This window comes from Nocardia sp. NPDC059228 (assembly GCF_042754245.1).
GTDB lineage: Bacteria > Actinomycetota > Actinomycetes > Mycobacteriales > Mycobacteriaceae > Nocardia.
In genome coordinates this window covers 97,984-117,168 of the sequence record NZ_JBHZAL010000022.1, presented here as the reverse complement: position 1 = coordinate 117,168, position 19,185 = coordinate 97,984, and the positions used below count along the sequence as shown (strand labels likewise).

At 67.0% G+C, this 19,185-nt stretch carries 18 protein-coding genes; 7 read left to right on the top strand and 11 right to left on the bottom strand.

Features of this window, described 5'->3' with window-relative positions; all coding sequences use genetic code 11:
* Positions 1–18: 18 nt before the first annotated feature.
* Positions 19–1,236, bottom strand: coding sequence for an IS30 family transposase (locus ACFXKA_RS28730; protein ID WP_379429659.1), 1,218 nt, complete (start codon positions 1,234–1,236; stop codon positions 19–21).
* Positions 1,237–1,584: 348 nt separating this feature from the next.
* Here ACFXKA_RS28730 and ACFXKA_RS28725 point away from each other — a divergent pair, with 348 nt between their 5' ends.
* Positions 1,585–2,742 carry an IS30 family transposase gene (locus ACFXKA_RS28725; RefSeq protein ID WP_379429694.1) on the top strand — a complete coding sequence of 386 codons (1,158 nt, stop codon included), beginning with the start codon at positions 1,585–1,587 and terminating at the stop codon, positions 2,740–2,742.
* 86 nt (positions 2,743–2,828) lie between these two features.
* On the opposite strand, the gene ychF is transcribed toward ACFXKA_RS28725, so the two are convergent.
* Complete coding sequence (ychF, locus tag ACFXKA_RS28720) at positions 2,829–3,923, bottom strand: redox-regulated ATPase YchF (protein WP_379429658.1); 1,095 nt, start codon at positions 3,921–3,923, stop codon at positions 2,829–2,831.
* A gap of 62 nt (positions 3,924–3,985) precedes the next feature.
* Positions 3,986–4,615, bottom strand: a complete 630-nt coding sequence (locus ACFXKA_RS28715; protein ID WP_379429657.1) for a TIGR03086 family metal-binding protein — start codon at positions 4,613–4,615, stop codon at positions 3,986–3,988.
* 100 nt (positions 4,616–4,715) lie between these two features.
* Here ACFXKA_RS28715 and ACFXKA_RS28710 point away from each other — a divergent pair, with 100 nt between their 5' ends.
* Positions 4,716–5,663 (top strand): helix-turn-helix transcriptional regulator, encoded by a 948-nt coding sequence (locus tag ACFXKA_RS28710; protein WP_379429656.1) that lies wholly within the window; start codon positions 4,716–4,718, stop codon positions 5,661–5,663.
* A 49-nt stretch (positions 5,664–5,712) separates the two neighbouring features.
* On the opposite strand, the gene ACFXKA_RS28705 is transcribed toward ACFXKA_RS28710, so the two are convergent.
* From ACFXKA_RS28705 to ACFXKA_RS28685, 5 genes are all read right to left on the bottom strand, one after another.
* The gene (locus ACFXKA_RS28705) at positions 5,713–6,129 is read right to left on the bottom strand and encodes a PIN domain nuclease (protein ID WP_379429655.1); all 417 of its coding nucleotides are present in this window, start codon (positions 6,127–6,129) and stop codon (positions 5,713–5,715) included.
* Complete coding sequence (locus ACFXKA_RS28700; RefSeq protein WP_356995753.1) at positions 6,126–6,344, bottom strand: type II toxin-antitoxin system VapB family antitoxin; 219 nt, start codon at positions 6,342–6,344, stop codon at positions 6,126–6,128. The genes ACFXKA_RS28705 and ACFXKA_RS28700 overlap by 4 nt, the downstream gene beginning before the upstream one ends.
* 64 nt (positions 6,345–6,408) lie before the next feature.
* Positions 6,409–7,323 carry a family 43 glycosylhydrolase gene (locus ACFXKA_RS28695; RefSeq protein ID WP_379429654.1) on the bottom strand — a complete coding sequence of 305 codons (915 nt, stop codon included), beginning with the start codon at positions 7,321–7,323 and terminating at the stop codon, positions 6,409–6,411.
* Positions 7,324–7,561: 238 nt separating this feature from the next.
* A complete protein-coding gene (locus ACFXKA_RS28690; protein WP_379429653.1) occupies positions 7,562–8,461 on the bottom strand; it encodes an alpha/beta fold hydrolase in 900 nt (299 codons plus the stop codon).
* A gap of 59 nt (positions 8,462–8,520) precedes the next feature.
* Complete coding sequence (locus tag ACFXKA_RS28685) at positions 8,521–9,819, bottom strand: MFS transporter (RefSeq protein WP_379429652.1); 1,299 nt, start codon at positions 9,817–9,819, stop codon at positions 8,521–8,523.
* A 335-nt stretch (positions 9,820–10,154) separates the two neighbouring features.
* Between ACFXKA_RS28685 and ACFXKA_RS28680 the strand changes: the two genes are divergently transcribed.
* On the top strand, positions 10,155–11,096 hold the full coding sequence (locus ACFXKA_RS28680; RefSeq protein ID WP_379429651.1) for an acyl-ACP desaturase: 942 nt from the start codon (positions 10,155–10,157) through the stop codon (positions 11,094–11,096).
* A gap of 55 nt (positions 11,097–11,151) precedes the next feature.
* Here the strand turns inward: ACFXKA_RS28680 and ACFXKA_RS28675 are convergent, their stop codons facing one another.
* From ACFXKA_RS28675 to ACFXKA_RS28665, 3 genes are read right to left on the bottom strand one after another with little or no spacing between them, the layout of a single operon-like run.
* Positions 11,152–11,991 carry a carbohydrate ABC transporter permease gene (locus ACFXKA_RS28675; protein WP_379429650.1) on the bottom strand — a complete coding sequence of 280 codons (840 nt, stop codon included), beginning with the start codon at positions 11,989–11,991 and terminating at the stop codon, positions 11,152–11,154.
* Positions 11,988–12,884 (bottom strand): carbohydrate ABC transporter permease, encoded by an 897-nt coding sequence (locus ACFXKA_RS28670; protein ID WP_379429649.1) that lies wholly within the window; start codon positions 12,882–12,884, stop codon positions 11,988–11,990. The genes ACFXKA_RS28675 and ACFXKA_RS28670 overlap by 4 nt, the downstream gene beginning before the upstream one ends.
* Positions 12,881–14,179 (bottom strand): ABC transporter substrate-binding protein, encoded by a 1,299-nt coding sequence (locus ACFXKA_RS28665; protein WP_379429648.1) that lies wholly within the window; start codon positions 14,177–14,179, stop codon positions 12,881–12,883. Before ACFXKA_RS28665 ends, ACFXKA_RS28670 begins: the two co-directional genes overlap by 4 nt.
* 325 nt (positions 14,180–14,504) lie before the next feature.
* On the opposite strand from ACFXKA_RS28665, the gene ACFXKA_RS28660 reads away from it, so the two are divergent.
* From ACFXKA_RS28660 to ACFXKA_RS28645, 4 genes are all read left to right on the top strand, one after another.
* Positions 14,505–16,832, top strand: a complete 2,328-nt coding sequence (locus ACFXKA_RS28660) for a carbon starvation CstA family protein (RefSeq protein WP_379429647.1) — start codon at positions 14,505–14,507, stop codon at positions 16,830–16,832.
* A 7-nt stretch (positions 16,833–16,839) separates the two neighbouring features.
* Positions 16,840–17,079 carry a YbdD/YjiX family protein gene (locus ACFXKA_RS28655; protein ID WP_379429646.1) on the top strand — a complete coding sequence of 80 codons (240 nt, stop codon included), beginning with the start codon at positions 16,840–16,842 and terminating at the stop codon, positions 17,077–17,079.
* 67 nt (positions 17,080–17,146) lie between these two features.
* Complete coding sequence (locus tag ACFXKA_RS28650; RefSeq protein WP_379429645.1) at positions 17,147–18,649, top strand: Ada metal-binding domain-containing protein; 1,503 nt, start codon at positions 17,147–17,149, stop codon at positions 18,647–18,649.
* Positions 18,646–19,164 (top strand): methylated-DNA--[protein]-cysteine S-methyltransferase, encoded by a 519-nt coding sequence (locus tag ACFXKA_RS28645; protein ID WP_379429644.1) that lies wholly within the window; start codon positions 18,646–18,648, stop codon positions 19,162–19,164. Before ACFXKA_RS28650 ends, ACFXKA_RS28645 begins: the two co-directional genes overlap by 4 nt.
* Positions 19,165–19,185: the final 21 nt, after the last annotated feature.

Below are 19,185 nucleotides of genomic sequence, written 5' to 3'. Positions count from 1 at the left end.
CACCAGCGGGTCGGCAGATCACGCAGACGCTCGGCTGGGGTATCCCAGTCGGGCGCTTTGTGGTGGTGGTGGCCAGGCTGGCGGGGTCGCAGACTTCGAGTTGCCCTGTGCGTGTGGTCGACGGACCCAGGCCACCAATTGGGCCGGTGTCAGGTAAAGACGTTCGGAAAACGATCTTGGTCTCAACTGGTCAGTGAACTTCGACAGGTCGGCGCTCTTGTGCAGGTATTGGCGCAGCAGGCGGTTGGTGTTCTCGTTCGTGCCACGTTGCCAGGGATGATGCGGATCGCAGAAGTACACCGGCATCGACAATGCTTCGGTGATCACGGTGTGAGCAGCCATTTCTCGGCCGCGGTCCCATGTCAGTGATCTGCGAAGTGATGCCGGCAACGTGCCCATATGCCGAGCCAAGGCCTCGGCGACCGCATCGGCTTTGTATCCGTCGGGCAGTGCGATGACCATCGTGTAGCGGGTGGCACGGTCCACCAGCGTCGCCACTGCCGAAGGGCGCACTCCGAACACCAGATCCCCTTCCCAATGCCCGGCCACCTCACGGGCATCGGCCTCGGCGGGACGGTCGTGGATGGAGACCATGTTCCGAATGCGTCCACGACCGTGCGACCTGGCTTGGCGCCGCGGCCGGCGGAACGGGCGATCGCCTCGCAGGTGATGAAACATGTTGCGGTCGAAAACTTTACGTGTCGGCATGTAAAGGTCGCGGTAGATAGTTTCGTGCGAGACCCACTGCATGGCGTCTTCGGGATGGCAGCGGCGGAGCCACCGGGCGATCTGCTGCGGCGACCAATCCTCGCCCAGCAGAGCCGCGACCAAGCCTCGAAGCAACGTATCGGTGGCGAGCTTGCTCGGTTTCGGTCGCCGCGCCCGCTCGAACGCGGCCGTATCGGCGACCACAGCCCGATACACGCCTCTGCCGCCATTGCGGGCGATCTCCCGCGACACCGTCGACGCCGACCTGCCGATCCGTTGCGCGATCACCCGAGCCGACCAGCCCACCGCAATCCCACGCGAGATCTCCTCCCGCTCAATTAACGAAAGGTGCCCCGCCCGCCGTCGACGAGGACTCGGCCGGATCCCGCCACTGGCACGCAGAAACCGGCTGACTCGCGGATGGGTACTGCCCACAGCATCAGCGATCATCATCAGCGACTCCCCGCCACGCCAGCCGCCCCACATTCGCTGCTGTTGATCAACACTGAAGCCAACCACTGCGCCCATCACGGCCTCCACAACCAGACATCATTCACCAGCAGTGATGCGCCGACCGGTTGAGATCAAGATCGTTATCCGAACCCGAACACCGTGCCGGATCCGGTCCCATTTCCGCAGGCCGAAATGTTCGGAAACCCGTCCATTTATCGATCTGCTCAGCACCTGTTGACGGTGATCTGCACCCCCAGTGTGAGGAGCCGACGGACGACTGAGCCCCGCCCGGCAACCCTTGAGTTCTAGTGGTCGTCGCAACACCCCAGCTCGAGGGGTGCGATGGAGTTCAAGATTCGGGAGGACCGAACCAGGGATGCCGGACGCCGTCTGACGCGTGAGCGGGAGGCATACTTCCAGCTCATGCGTCAGGGTTACAGCAGCGTGGAAGCGTGCCGGATCGTGGGCATCAACCCGCGCACCGGCAAGAGATGGCGCAACGGCTGGCACTCGCCGCCCAACGGCCGCAAGCCGAAACCCCCGATCCATGTGGAGGTTTCGGCTTGCGGTCCGTCTCGCTACCTGCGCGAGGACGATCGCATCCATATCGCCGACCGGCTGCGAGAGAAAGCGACGATCCGGCAGATAGCCACGGAGCTGGGTCGCAGACCCTCCACGATCAGCCGGGAGATCCGCCGCAACGGAATTCCGGTGCACGGCAACATATCCCGTTGGGCTTATCGGCCCCATGCCGCGCACCGCCGTGCCGAGGCACGTCGCCCCCGTCCCAAGCCCGGCAAGATCGGACAGAACCGGCAACTGCGTGATTTCATCGCCCACCACCTGCACCTGCGGTGGAGCCCCGAGCAGATCTGTCACGCTCTACGTGCTCGGTTTCCCAATCGGCCGGAGATGCACGTGGTCCACGAAACGATCTATCAGGCCCTCTACGTCCAGGGCCGCGGCGAGCTTCGCCGCGAGCTGACCAAGGCGCTGCGGACCGGCCGAGCGATGCGTCGGCCGCATCGCCAGTCCTACAAGCGCTTGCCCCACGCCATCAAGGACATGGTGATGATCAGCGACCGGCCCGCCGAGGCCGCCGACCGCGCCGTTCCGGGACATTGGGAAGGCGATCTCATTATCGGCAAGGACCACAAATCGGCCATCGCCACCCTGGTCGAACGCAGCACCCGCTACGTCATGCTGGCATATCTGCCCGGCGACCACACCGCAGCCAGCACCCGCGATGCCCTGGTCGAGACCGTGAGAACACTTCCTCCGCACCTGCGGCGCTCACTGACCTGGGACCAAGGCTCGGAAATGGCCGCGCACAAGGCATTCACCCTCGCCACCGACATCCCGGTCTACTTCTGCGACCCCGCCAGCCCCTGGCAACGCGGATCCAACGAGAACACCAATGGCCTTCTGCGCCAATACTTCCCCAAGGGCACCGACCTATCGGTCCACACCCGAGAACACCTCGATGCAGTCGCTGCCGAACTCAACTCCCGCCCACGCAAAACGCTCGGCTGGGAAACCCCAGCCGAGCGTCTGGCTAAGCTCCTGACCGAAGCCAGTTGACCAACACCGTGTTGCAACGACCCCCGGAATCCGCCACCGGACGGGGGCTCAGTAGAGTCTCTACCAGCAGCGATGCGCGCCCTGCTCTATTTCTTGGCAGACGCTAATCCGCTTCGGAACTCGACGACGTCGCCGTCGGCCATGACGTAGTCCTTGCCTTCCATCCGGACCTTGCCGGCGGACTTGGCGGCGGCCATGGAGCCGGCCTCGACGAGGTCGGTGAACGCGACGATCTCGGCCTTGATGAAGCCGCGTTCAAAATCGGTGTGGATGACGCCGGCGGCCTTGGGGGCGGTGTCGCCCTGGTGGATGGTCCAGGCGCGGGCTTCCTTGGGACCGGCGGTGAGGTAGGTCTGCAGGCCGAGGGTGTGGAAGCCGGCCCGGGCCAGGGCGTGCAGGCCCGGCTCGGTCTGGCCGATGGACTCCAGCAGTTCGAGCGCGGATTCCTCGTCCAGTTCGAGCAGTTCGGCCTCGACCTTGGCGTCCAGGAACACGGCGTCGGCGGGGGCGACGGCGGCCTTCAGCTCGGCCTTCTTGTCCTCGTTGGTGAGGATCGACTCGTCAGCGTTGAAGACATAGAGGAACGGCTTGATGGTGAGCAGCGAGAGTTCCTTCAGCAGCTCGGTGTCCAGCTGGTCGCGGGCGGCGAACAGGGTCTTGCCGCTGTTGAGGATCTCCTGCGCCTGCTTGGCGGTGTCGGCGACCGGCTTGCGGTCCTTCTTGACCTTGGCTTCCTTGTCGAGACGGGCCACGGCCTTCTCGAGGGTCTGCAGGTCGGCCAGGATGAGCTCGGTCTCGATCACCTCGATGTCGGACAGCGGGTCCACCTTGCCGTCGACGTGGATCACGTCGTCGTCGGCGAAGACGCGCACGACCTGGCAGATGGCATCGGCCTCACGGATATTGGCGAGGAACTTGTTGCCCAGGCCCGCACCCTCGGAGGCGCCCTTCACGATGCCCGCGATGTCGACGAACGACACCACCGCGGGGACGAGGCGCTCGGAGCCGAAGATGCCGGCCAGCGTGTTCAACCTCGGGTCCGGCAGCGGCACCACACCGACATTCGGCTCGATGGTGGCGAACGGGTAGTTCGCGGCCAGCACGTCATTGCGCGTCAGAGCGTTGAACAGCGTCGACTTTCCGACGTTGGGCAGGCCGACGATTCCGAGGGTGAGACTCACGAGAGTGGGAGTCTACCCGGACCGGCGGCCCGCGCCGTCACCGCAGGTCCGGGGCCGGTCCGTCAGGCCCGCGGGTTGCGGCCGAGGTAGGCCAGCAGTTCGTCGGCCACCGGGGTGCCGCTCGCGGGCAGTTCGGTGACGACGGGCGCGAAGACGCCGTAGTCGCGCAGCGGCTCGACGAGGCCGCGGGCGGCGGTGAGCAGGTGCCCGGCCAGTTCTTCGGTGAGCGGCGAGGGCTGCCCGGTGCCGATGGCGATGTCCCAGGCGTGCACCGCGGCGTCGAGCGCGCACATGACCGCGGCCACCGGGGTGGGGAGCTCGCCGTGCGGCAGCGGGGTGGGCACGGTCTCGGTGCCGTCGGCGACGGTGGCCCAGGCGGTGGCGGTGGGTTCGATTGCGGCGGAGACCAATTCGACCGCGCCGCCGTCGATGCGCCCGGAGGGCTCGAACGGGTTGTAGGCCGGGCCGTCACCGATGCCGAGGAACTTGGCGTAGGCCAGCTGATCACCGGCCGCGTGCTGAACCACCTGCGTCACAGTCCATTCCGAGCACGGGGTGGGGTTGTCCCACTGGTCCGCGCCTACACCGGCCACGACCTCGGCGAGCGCGCGGTGCGACGCCGCGAGAACCTCGCGCCAGGCCGGGGCGAGGACGGTGGCGGGCGAGTTGTCGGTCTGCGGGTTGGCGCTCATTGTTCTTGCCTCTCAGGTCGTTTCGATCCGTTGAGATAAAGGTATGACCCGATTAGGCTGGTTTTCTTCCTAATCATCCGGCCGGACGAAAGGGTTCCGTGTGACCTCCACCACAACCCGTTTGCTGCGCCTGCTGTCCCTGCTCCAGGAGCGCACCCTCACCGGCCGCGAACTGGCCGAACGACTCTCCGTCACCGACCGCACCCTCCGCCAGGACATCGCGCGTCTGCGCGAACTCGGCTACCCGGTGCACGCCGCCCGCGGCCCGGTCGGCGGCTACCGCCTCGGCCAGGGCGCCACCATGCCCCCGCTGCTGCTCGACGACGACGAGGCCGTCGCGGTTGCCGTCGCCATGAACGTGGCCGCCGATGGCAGCACCGGCATCGCCGACATCCACGCCAATCTCGAACGCGCCCAGGCGAAAATGGACCGCATCCTCCCGAAACGCCTGCAACGCAAGGTCACCGCATTGCGTTCCGTCACCGACATCGGCCCCGCCGTCACCGGCTCCCGGGAACCCGACACCCCCGTCCCCGCCGAAACCCTCGCCACCCTCGCCACCGCCATCCGCGCCGCCACCACCCTGCGCGCCGACGCCACCGAACTCGAGCCCTACCGGTTGATCAGCTGGCAACGCCGCTGGTACCTGGTCGCCTACAGTCTCGAATCCCACTCCTGGCAGGCACTCCCGGTGGCGTCGATCACCGAAATCACTCCCGGCACACGCCATTTCGCCCCACGCCCACTCCCCGACTCCGATCTCGTCGCCTTCGTCCTGCGCGAAATAGCCACCACGGGTTGGCAAGTCCACGCCCGCGTCACCGTCCTGGCCCCCGCCGAAACCGTCATAGCCCGGATCAACCCCACAGTCGGCGTCGTCGAACCCCTCGACGACACCTCCTGCCTCCTGCTGACCGGAGCCGACCGCCTGGAAACCATCGCCATCTACCTCAGCATGCTGATGATGGATTTCCGCGTCACCGATCCACCCGAACTCGTCACCCACATCCGCACCCTCGCCCACCGCTACGCGGCCGCCACCCCGTAATCGCGGACAGGACAATAACTATCGCTTCGCCATGAGGTCATGCGGCGAGCTAGGACAGTGGTTCGGTGACGAAAACGACTGGCTGGCCGGTAATTCGCGCGATGGACTTGAAGTCGCGATCGTCGCACAGCATCGTGAGCCGATGATGCTCGGCGGTCGCGGCGATGAGCAGATCGACCGGTCCAGCCGAGCGATGGATTCCCTGCTCGGTCATCAGCTGTTGAACGGTTTCAGCACGCTCGTATACGCGATCCGGCATGGCTACCCAACCGAACAGGTCCCGGAGCAGTCGTTGCTTCTCGAGCCTGTCCGCCAATGAGCGTGCCGAGTAGAGAAACTCGAGTTCGACAGCCGGACAGGTTGCGATGACACCCGCCGTCAGCTGATCCATCCATGCTTGACGGAGTTTGTCCTGCAGGATTCGGAAGAGGCCCGATGTATCGATGAGATAGAGGGCAGGGGTCACTTGCGGTAGGCCGCCTTGTTGTCGAGAAACTCGTCGAAGTCACCGCGATCGGCCATCTCGCCAAGCCTGGCGAGGGCTCGGATACGAACCAGCCGCTGTCCCACCTCGCGGAGCGCAGCGTTGACCGTATCTTTCTTGGTCTTGGTACCCAGGACCTCGGCAGCGATTGCTAGAGCTTCCTCATCGATCTCGATCGGGGTCTTCGAACCGGCCATGAGACGCCTCCAGACATCCAGGAACTCCATCTCGGATATCCGAGAATACCAGCATTGGCGCTTACTACTGGGCGCCGGCAGGTTCGGGCAGGACCGTGACATGGCGGACGGTTCCGGACAATCCTGGCAGCTCGACGGGTGCGGTCCAGGTGCGGAATCCGTCGTGGCTGTCGCTGTAGAAGTACCTCTTCTCCGTGTAGGCGTCGAAGTAGATCCGGTGTCCTCCGTCGGGTAGTTCGATCACGCAGTGACCCTCCCGCGGTGTACCCCACCCGGCCCAGTCGCCGGTGCCGATGAACCGGTACGGCCCCAGCGGCGTAGTAGCGACCGCAAGCTCGATGTACTTGCTCGATTCGTTTTTCGTGAAGGCGTAGTAGCTGCCGTCGCGCGCCACGACGGCAGTGTCGATGTAGCCGAGGTGCCCCGGCCGCTGCGGCCCGATCCCCGCGAGCGGAATCGGTGAGCTCCACACCGGCCGCGCCGGATCGGCCGTGACGATCAGATAGGGCCGGAAGCCATACCCCTGCGAGATGGAGACGAGCACTCCGACATATCCGGGAATGAGGTCGAACCATGTTGGCGCCCAGGCAGCTTCGGCTCCCGACACCGGGACCGGATAATCCGACAGGTGAGTCCAGGTGAGCCGGTCGGTGCTACGGGCGAATCCGATGGTGTGACCGTCTCCGGCAGTGGTGTACGCGATGTAGTAGGCCTCGTCGGAATGCCGGAGCAAACTGGGATCCCGCACCAGCCCGGCCGCCGGGCGGTAGGCGCCGGCGCGCAGCAGCGTGAAGTGTGCCGCGTCCTCGGATTCATAGACATACAGGTCGGTATCGCTGCCATTGGTGAACGCGGTCATCGTGTACCGCGTGGTCGCCGCCGCCCGCGCGATCGCGGTTCGCCCGCCGAGCCCAGCCCCCACCGACAACACGGCCATCGAAGCCAATACCGACCGACGATTCCACCGGATCGCGCTCATCCACAGCATTATTCAGTGCACGGTAGCTGACCCGTAGCCGCCGCGCCGAACCACTTCCGCCACCCGCCACCATCAACGCCTCGCCGACGGATGACGCACGAACGCAAGACAGCGCCGAATCTCTGCTTCCGGCCGGAGTACCGGCGACCCAGCGCTCCGAGCCGAGTCGACAGCCTCGGTCGATCCGCCCAGCGCGACCGGACGCAGACGAAACCAATTGGCGGCCTTGATCGTCGGTTCAGACGAGCCGATCGAGGATGGCCGCCAGTTCGCGAGCCCGGAACATGACACCGGCATGCCCGGCCTCGAGGCTGTGCACGTCGAAGGGATTGTCCGGGGTGAGGCGGTCGGCGTCGTCGATCATTTTCGTGGCCAGCGCCGCGGAGATGACATTGTCCCGGGTGAGACGTATGTAGCTGCGGGGAATTCGCCCCCAGGTGTCGGCCTCGACCCGGGCGTCGGCGAAATTGGTTTGCGCGCCGTCCTCGGGCTGCATTCCGAAGTTGAGTACCAGGAGCATCTGCTCGAGCGTGGCCTCGGGCATATTGGTCACCCGGAAATCCTCGAGCGCTTCGGGATCGGCCGAACGCAGGTTGAATCGGATGAGGCCGCGGGATACCGGTTCCATTCCCAGAAAGAGCGAATGGTCCGGATTCGGGATCGGGACGTCCTTCAAGGCTTCGGGTGTCTGGCTCAGCGCCATGGCGCTGGGCGCGTCCGGGGTCGACGGGCAGAAGGCGGACAGGTAGACGATGCGCTGAATGGCTTCGGGTATGGCATTGCCGACCAGACCGATCGTGATGCCGCCGAGGCTGTGACCGACCAGGATCACCGGGCCGTGCCGCCGCACCTGCCGCACCGCGTCGATGACGTGGGTGACATTGTCCTGCACGGTGATTGCCGCCATCGGCGACGGCCCGGTGGTGAATGCGGCAATGTCCTGCGCCTGATACGACAGCGGTATCGAGCCGTCGAGCCCGTGGCCGGGCAGGTCCACGGGCAGGCTGCGGTGTCCGAGCAATGCCAGTTCGCGCACGACCGGCGTCCAGAAGAAACTGTTGCTCGTCAAGCCGTGGACGAAAACGAATGTCGGAGCGGTGGTGGAGATTTCAGAGAGTTGACCGTCAGGTTCGGGCACATTTCCCCCAGTGGTCGACAACGACGGATGCTGGGTTCTTTACCCACACCGGCGTGCCGTCAACCTTCCGCACTGAGGGAGGGCAGTTCGCGGCTCGTGCTCGCGACGGGTGTGCGCTCGGCGGCGGGAATCTCGGTGCCGTGCAGTGAGGTTCCGGCGGTTTCGCGCAGGAAAGCGCAGGCGACCAGGCCGATCAGCGAGGCGGCGACCATATAGCCCGCGGGGAACAGGGACCAGCCGGTGCGCTCGATGACCGCCTCGTTGACCAGCGGGGCGGTTCCGCCGAAGACGGCCGTGGATACGTTGTAGCCCAACGCGAATCCCGCATAGCGCACGTGGGTGGGGAAGATGGCCGGGAAGGTCGAGCTGATGGTGGACAGCTGCGGTATGTACAGCAGGCCCAGCACCACGAATCCGATGACGGCCCAGACGGTCCCGCGGCCCATCAGCCAGTACATGGGCACCGCGAGGACGGTGAGCCCCACCAGCGAGACCAGCCACAGCGGGCGTCGGCCGACCCGGTCGGAGAGGCGGCCGAACAACGGCAGCGACGCCATCATCACCAGCTGGCCGATGAGCATCATGGCGGTGGTGGTGGATTCGCCCAGGCCGATGGTGTGCTGCAGGTAGGTGGGCTGATACGTGAGCAGCGTGTAGTTCACCACGTTGAGCGCCACCACCAGCCCGATCAGGGTGAGCAGTTCGCGCCGGTAGATGGTGAGCACCTGGCGCAGCCCGCCCGGCGGGGCGGTCCGGTCGTCCTGCTCGGACAGCTCGGTGAAGACCGGGGACTCGTCCAGCTTGCTGCGCAGATACCAGCCGGTCAGGCCCAGGGGGACGGCCAGCAGGAACGGGATACGCCAGCCGCCGGCGTACATGGCGTCCGAACCGAGCGCCAGCTGGCAGGCCAGCACCACCGCCGAACCGCCGACAAAGCCCGCGAGCGTGCCGAATTCGAGGAAACTACCCAGGAATCCGCGCCTGCGGTCCTCCGCGCATTCCGCGAGATAGGTTGCGGCGCCGCCATATTCTCCGCCGGTGGAGAACCCCTGCACCACCCGCAGCAGGATCAGCAGGATCGGCGCGAGCACACCGGCCGCGGCATGGGTCGGCAGGATGCCGATGGCCCCGGTGGCCACCGACATGATCAGGATCGTGGTCGCCAGCACGGCCTTGCGGCCGATGCGGTCGCCCAGCGGACCCCACACCATGCCGCCCAGCGGGCGCAGCACGAACGAGATCGCGAAGCCCAGCATGGTGCCGAGGGTGCCCAGCGAGCCCGGGAAGAAGGCGGACGTGAGGTAGCCGGCCGTGGCGGCGTACACGCCGTAGTCGAACCACTCGGTGGCATTGCCCATGGCACTCGCGGCGACCGACCTCCGCAGCGGAAAGCCGGCCCTGTTCGGTTCCGTCGCATCTCGCACGAAACAGACCGATACCCATGCACACCATTCGCAAACTGCGAGGACCCCGAACAGACCCTTCCCCACCGACTCTCACCAGCGCGAACGCCACGATCGTGATGGTCGTCACAAATGCGGCAAATTCGTCTCGGCGGTTCGACTGGTGGGCCGGATACGCCCCAATCCCATCGCGTCCGTCTAGGGTATAGGCGCGGCGATGCCGCGCAGTCAGTGATGCATGAACAGCGGTATGTTCCGTGGTTTTTTCCACCGAATCCGAAAGGCGCTGTATGGCTAGGGACTTGACGCAAATCGAGTTACTGACGGAATTGGAGCCGGTTGTCGCGGCCAATATCGACCGGCATCTGTCCACGGCGAAGGACTGGTGTCCGCACGACTATGTGCCCTGGAGCGAGGGCCGCAACTTCGCGGCCATGGGTGGCGACGATTGGGAGCCCGAGCAGTCACGCCTCTCCCAGGTCGCCAGGATCGCGATGATCACGAACCTGCTCACCGAGGACAACCTGCCCTCCTACCACCGGGTGATCGCCGAGAACTTCTCCCGGGACGGCGCGTGGGGCACCTGGGTCGGCCGCTGGACCGCCGAGGAGAACCGCCACGCGATCGCCATGCGGGACTACCTGGTGTGCACCCGCGCTGTCGACCCCATCGCGCTGGAGAACGACCGGATGGTGCACCTGACCCGCGGCGTCCACGCGCCGGATGGCTTCGGCGGCGTCCTCGATCAGGTCGCGTACGTGACCTTCCAGGAGTTGGCCACCCGGGTCAGCCATCGCAGCACCGGACGGGTCTGCGACGACCCGATCGCCGATCGGATGCTGCAACGCATTGCGGCCGACGAGAACCTGCACATGATGTTCTATCGCAACATCACCGGTGCCGCCTTCGACGTCGCGCCCGACCAGGCGATGGAGTCGGTGACCAAGATCGTGATGACCTTCGCCATGCCCGGCACCGGCATGCCGAACTGGCGTCGCAACGGCGTCTTGATGGTCAAGCACGGAATCTACGATCTGCGCCAGCATCTGGACGAGGTCCTGTTGCCGGTCCTGCGCATCTGGAACGTCTTCAAGCGCACCGATTTCACCGCGCGTGGCGAACGCAGTCGCGACGTACTCGACCAGTACCTCGAGAAACTCGGTCGCGACGTCATCCGGTTCGAAGAACAACGCGAACGCATCCTCAGCCGCGAAGCGGCACGGGTCGGCTAACCGGTAGGTCGGGCATGGGCTCAGCGCATGCCCGACCGGGTACCGGTCCTGCCCATCAGCGGCCACCCAGGCCGGAGAGGGCGATGCCGCGGACGAAGGCGCGCTGAGCGAGCGCATAGAGCAGCAGCAGCGGCAGCAGGATGACCGTGGCCGCGGCCATGAGCAGCGGCCAGTTGGTCGAGTACTGCCCCTGGAGCCGGACGAGACCCAGGGTGGCGGTCGCGTAGTCGTTGCGTTGAATCATGATCAAGGGCCAGAGGAAGTCGTTCCAGACGGTGATCCAGGTGAGGACCGCCAGGACCATGACCGCCGGTTTGGTGTGCGGCAACAGGACTCGCCAATAGGTCTGCCACGGGGTGCAGCCGTCCAGGATGGCCGCCTCCTCCAGTTCGATGGGGAGGGTGCGGAAGAACTGGCGCATCAGGTACGTGCCGAAGGCGCTCCCGAAGAGACCGGGAACGATCATCGCCCAGGGGGTGTCCATCCAGCCGAAGGCCCGCATGAGCAGGAACTGCGGGATGACGGTGACGGTGAGCGGGACCATGAGGGTGGCCAGGTAGCCCACGAACAGCACCTCGCGGCCGGCGAAACGCAGGCGGGCGAAGGCGTATCCGGCCAGAGAGCAGAAGAAGACCTGGCCGGCGGTCACGCAGGCGGCGTAGGCGACGGTGTTGAGCAGCATGCGGCCGAGCGGGATGGCGTCGAAAGCCTCCCGGTAGTTGGACCATCGGGGGTGCGACGGCAGCGGTGCCGCGTCGGTCAGCTCACCGTCGGACTTCAGGGAGGCCGAGACGGACCACAGGATCGGGGTCAGCGCGCACCACGCCACCACGATCAGCGCCAGATAGGTCAGCACTCCGGTGATCAGGCGCCGCACCACTCCGCCTCGGCTCAAAGCTCCGCCTCGGCTCGTCGGGCCAGCCATTGCTGGATCAGGGTGAAGGCCAGCAGGATTGCGAAGATCACCCAGGCCAGGGCGCAGGCGTAGCCGACCTCGTAGAAGCGGAAGGCGTTCTGGAACAGCATGATTCCCAGGACGTAGGTGCCGGTCTCGGGGCCGCCATTGCTGCCGGTCAGGGCATAGGCCTGGTCGAAGGCCTGGACCGAGTTGATGACGGTGATGACCAGGACGAAGGAGAGCGCGCCGCGAATCAGCGGGATGGTGATCGAGCGGAAACGCCGCCAGGCGTTCGCGCCGTCGATTTTCGCTGCCTCGTACAGGTTTTCGGGGACGCCCTGCATGGCCGCGAGCAGGATGACGGTGGCGAAGGGCACCGATTTCCACACCGTCACCAGGCTCAGCGAGACCATGGCCCACTGCGGATCGGTCAGCCACGGCACCGGGCCGAGGCCGAGCCGGCCCAGGAGGATATTGGCGAGCCCGTCATCGCTGGCGAAGATGAAGCGGAACACCACCGCCATGGCGACGGTCGACGCCACCAGCGGCAGGAACGCCACGGTCCGGAACACCCCGACACCGCGCAGCTTCCGATTCAGCAGCCCCGCGACGGCGAGGCTGACCGCCACGGTCGGCACCAGCGTCAGGATCGTGAACACCGCCGTATTCCGCAGGGCGATATAGAACAGCGGGTCCGCGGAGAACAGCCGCCGATAGTTCGCCACACCCACGAACCGCGGCGGGCTGAACAGATCCCAGGAGTGGAAGCTCAGATACAGCGAAAACCCCAGCGGGAACAGCATGAACACCAGAATGGCGGCCAGATTCGGTGCCACGAAAAGCCTTCCGGCGCGCGCCCGCCGCCGCTCCAGCACCGGCCCACCCCTCATACCGCCGCCCGCAGTAGCTGATCGATATCGGCGCTGGTCTGCCCGCCTAGCGAGGCCGCTGTCGCCGCGCCCCGCAGCACTCGATTGCATCCGCGCTCGAGCAGCGCCTCCACCTTGCCCCACACGGGCGTCACGGCCAGCGGACGCGAATTCTCCGGCCCCTCGGTGAAGACCTCGAGATTGCGCAGCGCCGGGTGGGCCGCGGCGAATCCCGGTGACTGCATGGCCGATCGCAGGACCGGCACGAACAGACCCGACTCCGCGATGATGGCCTGCCCCTCGGGCCCGGTCGCGAACTTCACGAATTCCCAGGCCTGTTCGCGCCGCGGACTGCTCGCCGCGATGGCCAGTCCGGTGCTGCCGATATCGGTGATCGCGCCCGGACCCCCGTCCGGCCCGATCGGCAGCACCGTGACATCGAAGTCGAGGTCGTCGTGCCCGGTGAACTCCGAGTACAACCAGTGCCCGCCCATGAGCATGGCGGCCCGCCCGCTGCGGAACAGATCCTGCGCCGAAACCGATTGCCGGTCACCGACACTGGGCGCGACCCGGTGCCGCACGGCCAGGTCGGCATAGAACTGGAACCCGGCCGCGAACCGCGGATCCCCGAGATTGGTGCTGGTGGGCCGCACCGGCGGACTGAACCATTCGACGCCGTTGTTCATACCGAAGCAGGCCGCCGAGAAGTAGGGCACCCAGGCGTCCACGAATCCCCACTGCCCGGTGCGCCCGTCGGCGTCGCGGTGGGTGAGCGCCCGCGCGGCCGCCAGGAACTCCGCGAAGGTCCAGGCCTCGGACCAGCGGGCGGGCGGGCGAATCCCGGCCTCGGCGAACAGCTTCCGGTTGTAGTAGAGGAACACCCCCGACCACTGCTCCGGCAGCGCGTACTGCCCGCCGTCCCAGACGAAGGTGTCGCGCAGCGTCGCGTACCCGTCGGCGCGCAGCCGGGTGGCGTAATCCGGCTCCCGGTCCAGGTATTCGCGCAGATCCGCCAGCACACCCCGATCGGCGAGCCCGGCGTAGAGCAGCTCCCACGCCATCAGCACATCGGGGCATTTGCCGCCTGCGCAGTAGGTGAGCATCTGCTGCAGGGGGTCGGGCCCGGACATGATGGTGCGGATCCTGATATCCGGTCGCCGCCGGTGGAATTCGTCGATGATGCGCAGCCGCGCCCGGGCCTCCTCGGGCCGCGCCTGGAAGAAGAAGGTGACCGCGTCGTCGCCCCGGCCAGCGCAGCCGCCCGCGGCCAGCAGCGCCGCCAGCGCGGCCGAGCGCAGCAGGCTACGCCGATCCATTCCACCGGGCCGGGCCGCCCATTCGCTCGCCAAAGATATATCTCCGTGAACTAAACGAACTAAAGGACCACAGTGACGCAGATCTCGAACCAGCATGGCAGCATACGGGGAGCAATCTGCGACACGCGGCAAACACGCGAAGTCGCGGGAATCCGACTGGCCCGCACCACCCCCGCGCGCCGGCCGCAGCGTCCGCCGGGCCACCCGTACCTGGCGGTACGACAGCAGGTGAACAGCCGGTCGAAGCCGGTTCACTCGCATGTCGGTTGGGCTACGTTGTGACCATTTCAGTTAGAAGCCGCAGTACCGCAGGGAGAGTTGTCGCATGGCGACCATCGAATACCTCCGGACGGATCCCGACCTACCTCCGGTAGGTGTCGTGGACCGGACGCCCATGACGCCCGCGAAGAAGGGCATCTTCCTCGTCATCGCCGTCATCGGCGCAATCGCCTGGGCCATCCTCGCTTTCATGCGCGGCGAGAACGTGAACGCGGTGTGGATCGTCATCGCCGCCCTCTGCACTTACGTACTCGCGTACCAGTTCTACGCCCGGCTCATCGAATACCGGATCACCAAGCCGCGCGATGACGTCGCCACTCCCGCCGAGGAGATGGAGAACGGCAAGGACTACATGCCGATGGACCGCCGGGTCCTGTTCGGCCACCACTTCGCCGCCATCGCGGGCGCCGGCCCGCTGGTCGGCCCGGTGCTGGCCGCGCAGATGGGCTATCTGCCCGGCACCATCTGGATCATCGTCGGCGTGGTGCTGGCCGGTGCGGTGCAGGACTACCTGGTGCTGTGGGCCTCGGTGAAGCGCCGCGGCCGGTCGCTGGGCCAGATGGCGCGCGACGAGCTCGGCGTGGTCGGCGGCATCGCGGCCATCATCGCGGTGCTGGTGATCATGATGATCCTGCTCGCGGTGCTGGGCATCGTCGTGGTGAATGCCCTTGCCGCGACCAAGAATCCGACCACCGGCGCACTCGAGGGCGGCAGCCCGTGGGGTGTGTTCTCCATTTCGATGACCATCCCGATCGCCCTGTTCATGGGCCTGTACCTGCGCTTCTTCCGGCCCGGCAAGGTCGGCGAGGTGTCGCTGTTCGGCTTCGTGCTGCTGCTGGCGGCGATTCTGCTCGGCAATCCGGTGTCCCAATCCGGTTGGGGCCGCGACCTGTTCACGCTGTCCGGCACCACCATCGCCTGGATGCTGATCATCTACGGCTTCATCGCCTCGGTGCTGCCGGTGTGGCTGCTGCTGGCTCCGCGCGACTACCTGTCCACCTTCATGAAGATCGGCACCATCGGCCTGCTCGCCATCGGCGTGCTGGTCACCATGCCGGTACTGCAGGCCCCCGCGGTCTCCCAGTTCGCGTCCAACAGCAACGGTCCGTCCTTCGCGGGCAGCCTGTTCCCGTTCCTGTTCATCACCATCGCCTGCGGCGCGCTGTCCGGCTTCCACTCGCTGGTGTCCTCGGGCACCACGCCGAAGCTGCTGGAGAAGCAGTCGCAGGCGCGCATGATCGGCTACGGCGGCATGCTGATGGAGTCGTTCGTGGCGGTCATGGCGATCATCGCGGCGTCGATCCTGGATCAGCACCTGTACTTCGCCATCAACAGCCCCGGCCTCACCTCCGCGCAGGCCGCGGCCGACAGCGTGAACAAGCTCGGTGTGGGCGGCAGCCCGATCGACGCGAAGTACCTCAACGACATGGCGCAGAGCGTCGGTGAGTCCCGGGTCTACTCGCGCACCGGTGGCGCGCCCACCCTCGCGATCGGCATGACCGAGGTGATGCACAAGTTCATCGGCGGCACCTCGCTCAAGGCGTTCTGGTACCACTTCGCCATCATGTTCGAGGCGCTGTTCATCCTCACCACCATCGACGCGGGCACCCGCGTCGCGCGGTTCATGCTCTCCGATTCGCTGGGCAACCTGGGCGGCGTGGCCAAGAAGTTCCGGGATCCGTCGTGGTGGCCGGGCGTGTTCATCTGCTCCGGCGTGGTCGTGGCCGCGTGGGGTTCGGTGCTGCTGATGGGTGTCACCGACCCGCTGGGCGGCATCAACACCCTGTACCCGCTGTTCGGCATCTCCAACCAGCTGCTGGCCGCGATCGCGCTGACGGTGGTGCTGGTGATCGTGGTCAAGAAGGGGCTGGTGAAATGGGCCTGGATTCCGGCGCTTCCGCTGGTCTGGGACCTGATCGTCACCATGACGGCCTCGTTCCAGAAGATCTTCTCGGGTGATCCGAAGATCGGCTACTGGACGCTGCACAACAACACCATCGACAAGCAGAACGCCTACATCGCCGCGCGCGATGCGGGGCAGCTGCCGAAGGGCGTCAAGGACGTCGCCGCGCTGAATCAGCAGATCCACGATATGGACAAGATCATCCGCAATACCTTCGTCCAGGGCACGCTCTCCATCGTGTTCGCGGTGATGGTGCTGATCGTGGCGCTGGTCGGCGTGTGGGTCTGCCTGCGCGCCATCCGCAAGGGCGGCGGTGAGACCACCGAATCGCCGGAGGTGCCGTCGAAGATCTTCGGCCCCAGCGGTTTCCTCGCCACCAAGGCGGAGAAGGAGGTCCAGCAGGAATGGGACACCCTGATCGCCGAGGGCAAGATCCGCGCGCCCGGCGCGGCCACGGTCGCCAGCCATTGACGCGCCGATGAGTACCTCCGAAGCCCCGCCCGCCGCAGGTCCGCTGCGGCGGGCGGGGCTCGCCCTCGTCCGGGCCGTGAAAGCCGTTGCGTGGTGGTTCAACTCGATCCTCGGCGGCAACGACTACGCCCGCTACGTCGATCACCTGCGGCTGCGGCACCCGGGATGCGAGATTCCCAGCGAGCGCCAGTATTGGCGCGATCGCCATGCGGCCGCCGCCGAGAACCCCGCAAATCGCTGCTGTTGACACGAGTGGCGGTTTTCCGCCAACATCCATGTCCGATACCCGCTAGCAGAGGTCGGCCGGGACTGACATGGTGGTATGCGTGAGTGCGAACGACTTGGATTTCGAGCGTTGCTACCGCGCCGTGGCAACCCGGGACGCCCGGTTCGACGGGCAGTTCGTGACCGCGGTGCGCACCACCGGAATCTATTGCCGCCCTTCCTGTCCGGCCATCACCCCCAAACGCACCAACGTCACCTTCCTGCCCACCGCGGCCGCCGCGCAGCAGCACGGCTTCCGCGCCTGCCGCCGGTGCCTGCCCGACGCCGCGCCCGGCTCGCCCCTCTGGAACACCCGCGCGGACCTGGCCTCCCGCGCCATGCGCCTGATCGGCGACGGGGTCATCGAGCGCGGCGGCGTGCCCGCCCTCGCCGACGCCCTCGGCTACTCCCAGCGCCAGCTCACCCGGGTACTCACCAGCGAGCTCGGCGCCGGCCCCCTGGCACTGGCGCGCGCCCACCGCGCGCACACCGCCCGGCTGCTGATCCAGACCACCCGGCTGCCCATGTCGGACATCGCGTTCGCGGCCGGATTCGCCAGCATCCGGCAGTTCAACGACACCGTGCGCGAGGTGTTCGCGGTGAGCCCGACCACGCTGCGCGAGGAATCCCGGCGCCGCAACGGCGACACGCTGCCGGCCACCAACGGGCTGCTCACCCTGCGACTCCCCTATCGCGAACCGTTGGACAAGTCGTGGCTGGAATGGTTCCTGTCCGCCCACACCGTCCCGGGCGTGGAGCTGTGGGAGAACGGCGTCTACAGCCGCAGCCTGCGAACCCCGCACGGCCACACCACCATTCGGCTGTCCATCCAGCCCGGCCACGTGCGGGCCTCACTGTCGCTGCAGGACATGCGCGACCTCGCGCCGACCGTCGCCCGCATCCGGCACCTCCTGGATCTGGATGCCGATCCCATCGGGATCGACGAGGCCATGGCCGCCGGCATGGCGGGAAGCCCACCGCGCCCGGGCTTTCCGGGCGCCGTGCTGCCCGCCGGCATCCGGGTCCCCGGCTGCCTGGACGGCCCGGAACTATTGCTGCGCACCATGATCGGGCAGCAGATCTCGGTGGCCGCGGCCAATACCCACACCGCGCGGCTGGTACAGGGCCTGGGCGAGACCATCGCCGGGCCGATCCCGCACCTGTTCCCCACCGCCGAGGCCATCGCGGAACGCGGCTCCGAGGTACTGACCGGGCCGAGCCGGCGCATCGAGGCCATCGTGGGCGCGGCCAAGGCGCTGGCCACCGGCGACCTGGTGCTGCACTCCGGCCGCACCGCCGGTGAACTGCGCCGCGACCTACTGGCCCTGGACGGGGTCGGGCCCTGGACCGCGGACTACGTCACCATGCGCCTGCTCGCCGATCCGGATGTGCTCCTACCCTCCGACCTGATCGTGCGCCGCGGCGCGGGACTGCTCGGCATCGACCTCGCCGATACGGCCCGCTGGTCGCCGTGGCGCTCCTATCTCACCATGCATCTGTGGAAACACGCCCTCGCCCACCCCACCGAGGCCAACCGGAGGACCCCGCAGTGAGCTCCGAAACCCCTGTCGGCACAGCCGATTACGCCACCGTCGCGACACCCGCCGGTCCGTTCACCGCCATCGTGGACGCCGAGGGGGTGGTCCTCGCCTCCGGCTGGACCGCCGACCCGGAGGAACTGCGGGCGCTCATCCACCCCGGCATCCGGCCCGCCGCTCTGCGCGCACGCGACGCCCTCGGCGCGGTCACGCGGGCGGTCACCGAGTACCACGCCGGTGACCTCACGGCCATCGACGGCATCGCCGTGCGCCAGGTCTCCGGACCGTTCCTCACCCACGCCTGGGAGATCCTGCGCAAGGTGCCGGCCGGAGCTCCCGTCACCTACACCGACTTCGCGGCCATCGCCGGGCGGCCCGCCGCCACCCGCGCGGCGGCCAATGCCTGCGCCCGCAATGCCGCCGCGCTCTTCGTGCCCTGCCACCGGGTGATCCGCACCGACGGCAGCCTCGGCGGCTTCCGCTACGGCCTGCCGATCAAGCGCTGGCTGCTCGACCACGAGTCGGCCTGAGGGCTCTCGCCCCCGGGGTCG